The organism is Colwellia sp. 6M3 (assembly GCF_014077595.1).
Classification (GTDB): domain Bacteria; phylum Pseudomonadota; class Gammaproteobacteria; order Enterobacterales; family Alteromonadaceae; genus Cognaticolwellia.
This window is the reverse complement of the sequence record NZ_JACGWF010000152.1, coordinates 1-4825: the sequence shown is the minus strand read 5'-3', so window position 1 is coordinate 4825 and position 4825 is coordinate 1. Positions and strand designations below refer to the sequence as shown.

The 4825-nt window shown below is 38.7% G+C and carries 4 protein-coding genes; 2 read left to right on the top strand and 2 right to left on the bottom strand.

Annotated elements, in window-relative coordinates:
- Both recJ and dsbC read right to left on the bottom strand, forming a co-directional pair.
- Positions 1-1552: single-stranded-DNA-specific exonuclease RecJ (gene recJ / locus H4J50_RS18450; RefSeq protein WP_182257630.1), on the bottom strand; the 1552-nt coding region annotated here is incomplete at its 3' end.
- 113 nt (positions 1553-1665) lie between these two features.
- Positions 1666-2463 carry a bifunctional protein-disulfide isomerase/oxidoreductase DsbC gene (dsbC, locus tag H4J50_RS18445; RefSeq protein WP_182257629.1) on the bottom strand — a complete coding sequence of 266 codons (798 nt, stop codon included), beginning with the start codon at positions 2461-2463 and terminating at the stop codon, positions 1666-1668.
- A gap of 272 nt (positions 2464-2735) precedes the next feature.
- Between dsbC and fldB the strand changes: the two genes are divergently transcribed.
- Positions 2736-3260, top strand: a complete 525-nt coding sequence (gene fldB, locus H4J50_RS18440) for a flavodoxin FldB (RefSeq protein ID WP_182257628.1) — start codon at positions 2736-2738, stop codon at positions 3258-3260.
- Between the two features lie 101 nt (positions 3261-3361).
- Positions 3362-4597: an ATP-dependent RNA helicase SrmB gene (srmB, locus tag H4J50_RS18435; protein ID WP_182257627.1), complete on the top strand. Its 1236-nt coding sequence runs from the start codon at positions 3362-3364 to the stop codon at positions 4595-4597.
- Positions 4598-4825 lie beyond the last annotated feature (228 nt).

The window sequence follows — 4825 nt, the reverse complement described above, 5'->3', positions numbered from 1 at the left end:
GTTGCACTAAGTTAAAAACATCATCAAATACCGGTTCTGGAAAATTTTGTCCCCAGGGGCCAGCTTCACGTAATATTTCTGCAAAGGCTAGAGTCATATCGTTGGTTAATAGCTCACCATCTGAAGAGATTATCCCGGTAAGTGCTTCTTCACTTAGCCATTGCTGAGCATATTTTTCAAAGAGAATCGAAAACTGTTGAAACTGATCAGCTTCTATCGACAAACCAGCTGCCATAGCATGCCCGCCAAACTTTATAATAATTCCGGGATGCTGACTGTCAATGTACTCTAATAAATCACGAATATGTAAGCCAGGAATGGATCGTGCGGAGCCCTTAATCTCGGTATTGTTAGTTTCAATACTATTACTTTCTAGATCATCATTACCTTTAGCAAAAACAATACTAGGACGATGATATTTTTCTTTTAACCGCCCTGCAACAATACCAATAACACCCTGATGCCAATCGCTATGAAACAAACTTATACCATTAGGTAAATTGTCTTCACTAAACTTTAGGCTAGCTAAAACTTGCTCAGCCTCAATTTGCATGCCTTGTTCTATTTCTCTGCGCGCTTTATTTAAATCATCTAAATCGGCTGCCATAACTCTTGCAGTAGACAAGTCATTTGCTAGTAAACAATTAATACCAAAAGCCATATCATCTAGACGCCCTGCTGCATTTATTCGCGGTCCTAAGGCAAAACCAAAATCACTCGCCACTAATTTTTGCTGATTTTTGCCGGCAATTTCAATTAGTGCCTGTATGCCTGGTCGAGTAGCACCAGCACGAATTCGTTTTAATCCCTGTTCAACTAAAATGCGATTATTAGCATCAAGTGACACCACATCAGCGACTGTGCCTAAAGCAACTAAATCAAGTAATTGCGCTATATTAGGTTCTTTAACACCTTGTTGCTCAAACCAGTTTTGTTCACGCAAATATTTTCTTAATGCCAACATAAAGTAGAACGCCACACCCACTCCGGCTAACGATTTACTGGCAAAATTACAACCGCGTTGGTTAGGGTTAACAATGGCATCGGCAGGGGGTGTTTCTGCACCGGGTAAATGGTGATCAGTAACCACGACTTGTAGCCCTAATTCTTTTGCTCTTTTAACGCCAGCGATACAACTAATGCCATTATCAACGGTGACTAATACTTGCGCGCCTTGTGAAGCCGCAATATCAACTATTTCAGGGGTTAGGCCATAACCATATTTAAACCGATTAGGCACTAAAAAATGATGATTTGTAGAGCCTAACATTCGTAATGCTTCCATCATTAGCGCGGTACTAGTAGCGCCATCAGCATCAAAGTCACCTATTACGGTAATATTTTTTTTATCTTTGAGCGCTTGATATAAAAGCTCACAAGCCTCTGGCAAACCTTTTAAAGTATCAACAGCACATAAATGAGACGCGGTTAATTCAAGTTGATCTTTACTGGTAACACCACGACGTGCATATATTTGTCGAACAATAGGATGCAAGGTAGCAGGTAAATGCTCATCGTTTACCTGATCTCGACGTATGATCTCTTTATGCATGATGCACCTTATTATGTGAAACGCTAGAAACAAAAATGGCAAGTGATTACTTGCCATTTTCTTATAGAAATACTGTTAGACCAAACCTAAGAAGTTACTTAATCGTTTTGCTATTAACCACCTTGTTGAGTGGTTTCTAGTAACGTAAATAGCTTATCTGGGTCTTGATAACCTGGCACCATCATGCCATTTTCAAGTATAATAGCAGGTGTACCTGTTACACCAACTTGACGGCCAAAGTTAAACTCTTCTTCAATAGGCATTTCACAAATACGTGCAGCAACCGTAGAACCACTTTTCGCTTTTGTTAACGCCGACTGCGCATCTTCATGACACCATATTGAGCGTAAATCTTTAAAGCCCTGTGAATAACCACCAGAACGGTCTTTCACACCTGCACGTGGATACGCTAAATAGCGAACAGTTATGCCTTTGTCGTTGTAGTCGTCTATCTGTTCATGCATTTTACGACAGTAACCACAGGTAATATCAGTAAATACTGTCACTACATGTTTTTCGTTTTTTGCTGGGTAGACGATCATAGCATCAGAGAACTTAACCATACCTTCAACACGAACTTGCGCTAGGCTTTCTTCAGTTAAGTTACTGACGTTCTGGCCTATCCCGTACATTTTCCCATGTAATAAGAAGTTACCGTCAGCACTTGCATAAAATAAACCTTGATCGGTTAGCACTTCTACAACACCTACCATCTTTGATGGTTTAATACTCGCAACATTAAAGCCTAAAGATTGTGTAAGCTTTGCTTTTACCGCTGCGGCCTCTGGTGACTCTATCTGGGCTAACATTACACTATTATTAGATGTTGAAGCCGGTTCGGCATAAGCAGCAACATTGTGAGTTAAACTCAGCACGCCAAGTGCTGCAACCAATAAAAATTTCTGATACATAAGTAAATCCATACCTTAATAAATAAGCGGAAACTAGCGGAAAATTACAATTGCAATTTTAGTAAAATACAAAGACCGCTCTAATGCCGCTAAAATTACAGTGAAAACACTATAATTGCAATAACACTAAGTCCATCGATAACGAATATTTACAATAAAGGTTTTAATTCTCTGGTCATGCAAAGCTTCTTATTTACTGAGATTTTGTTAAAATCTCGCCATTAGCTCACCAACCATCGAAAGTGGTTTGTATAAAACTCGGTAACTTATTAATGAACATCGCATTATTTTACGGCTCAACCACGTGTTATACCGAAATAGCAGCAGAAAAAATTCAAGCAGAATTCGGTGCTGATATTGTCAGTTTATTTAATATTAAAGATACGCCATTAGCTGAAATGGAAAATCACGATATTTTAATTTTAGGTATTTCTACTTGGGACTATGGTGAAATTCAAGAAGATTGGGAGTCACACTGGCCTGAAATTGCCAATATAGATCTCGAAGGTAAAATAATTGCCTTATATGGCATGGGCGATCAAATTGGCTACACCGATTGGTTTCAAGATGCATTAGGCATGTTACATGAACAAGTACTGGCTCAAGGTGGTTATGTTATCGGTTATTGGCCAAATGAAGGTTATGAATTTGCAGAATCGAAAGCGTTAACCGAAAACAAACAACAATTTGTTGGTTTAGCACTAGATGAAGACAATCAATACAATGCCAGTGAAGAGCGTATTAAACTTTGGTGCCAACAAATTAACCTTGAAATCACAGATATTCTAGCAGAATAAGCTAAATATCATAATAAATAGACAAATTTGGCAAGATCTTTAGGATAAATTTGATTTTGCCATTATAATCCGCGTTATTAATCCCCAAAGAAAATTATTACATGTTTGAGCAGTTTGACCTAGATTCCGCATTATTAGGCGGCGTTGAAAATGCAGGCTTTAAAAAGCCAACGTCTATCCAAGAATTAGTACTTCCAGTCGCTATGACAGGTAAAGACGTATTAGCTTCAGCCCCAACAGGAACCGGAAAAACAGCGGCTTTCCTTTTACCCGCTGCTCAGCACTTACTCGACTATCCTCGTCGTGGATCCGGCTTTCCGCGTGTACTAATTTTGTCACCAACACGCGAACTTGCCATACAAACTCATGAACAATGTGAGAAATTAACCGCACTAACCAGCATTAAATCTGCAGTTATTACCGGTGGTGTTAATTATGGCAGCCATAAAGAAGTGCTAACAGGTAACACCGATATTTTAGTTGCTACACCTGGCCGTTTAATGGAATACATTGAAAGCGAACAGTTTGATAGCCGTGAAATTGAAATTTTGATTTTAGATGAAGCTGACCGCATGCTTGCAATGGGCTTTGCTGAAACCATTAATCGTATTGTTGGCGAAGCACGCTGGCGTAAACAAACCATGCTATTTTCTGCAACACTCGAAGGTGCTGCTGTGGTGCGTTTTTCTCGCGAACTTTTAAACGACCCGGTATTTTTAGAAGCAAATCCTTCTCGTAAAGAAAAAGCAAAAATACACCAGTGGATGCACTTAGCTGACGACAAAGATCATAAATTCGCCTTATTGATGAACATATTGCAGCAAGAAGAAGTTGAACGTGTACTTGTTTTTGCTAATAAACGTGAAACCGTACAGTATCTTTCAGGCAAACTTTATGCTGAAAACATGCCTTGCGTATGGCTTGAAGGCAAAATGCAACAAGACAAACGTAACACCTCAGTAGAACGTTTACGCAATGGTACGGTAAATGTTTTAGTGGCAACCGATGTAGCTGAACGTGGTCTAGATATTGACGATATAACTCATGTAATAAATTTTGATATGCCACGCACTGCTGATATATATTTGCATCGCATTGGCCGTACAGGTCGTGCTGGCAACAAAGGCACCGCTATTTCATTAGTTGAAGCACATGATATGGCTGTTATAGGTAAAATCGAACGCTACATTAAAGAGCGCTTACCAAGACGTGTTATAGAAACGTTAAGACCGAAATATAAAGAAGCACGTGTTGCCACCAAAAAGACCAAAGTGAAAAGAACCGTGGCACAAAAGAAAGCGAAAGCGAAAAAAATGGCTAAACGAACAAAAAGTTAACGTTCACTTATAAACTACGCTTTAAATACCAAAAACCTAAACGTATTCGTTTAGGTTTTTTTGTATTTAAAACACTGGATCAATTCAGTATTGTTGAGATTTTCAATTATGTTCATGAGTAAATTCCAAGACTAATGTCAGCAGAAATAATTACTTGTATAGGCTGAGATGAATCTTTACTATAAATTTTAAAGAATTAAGTGTTCTACTTTTTCATGAGGATAAATG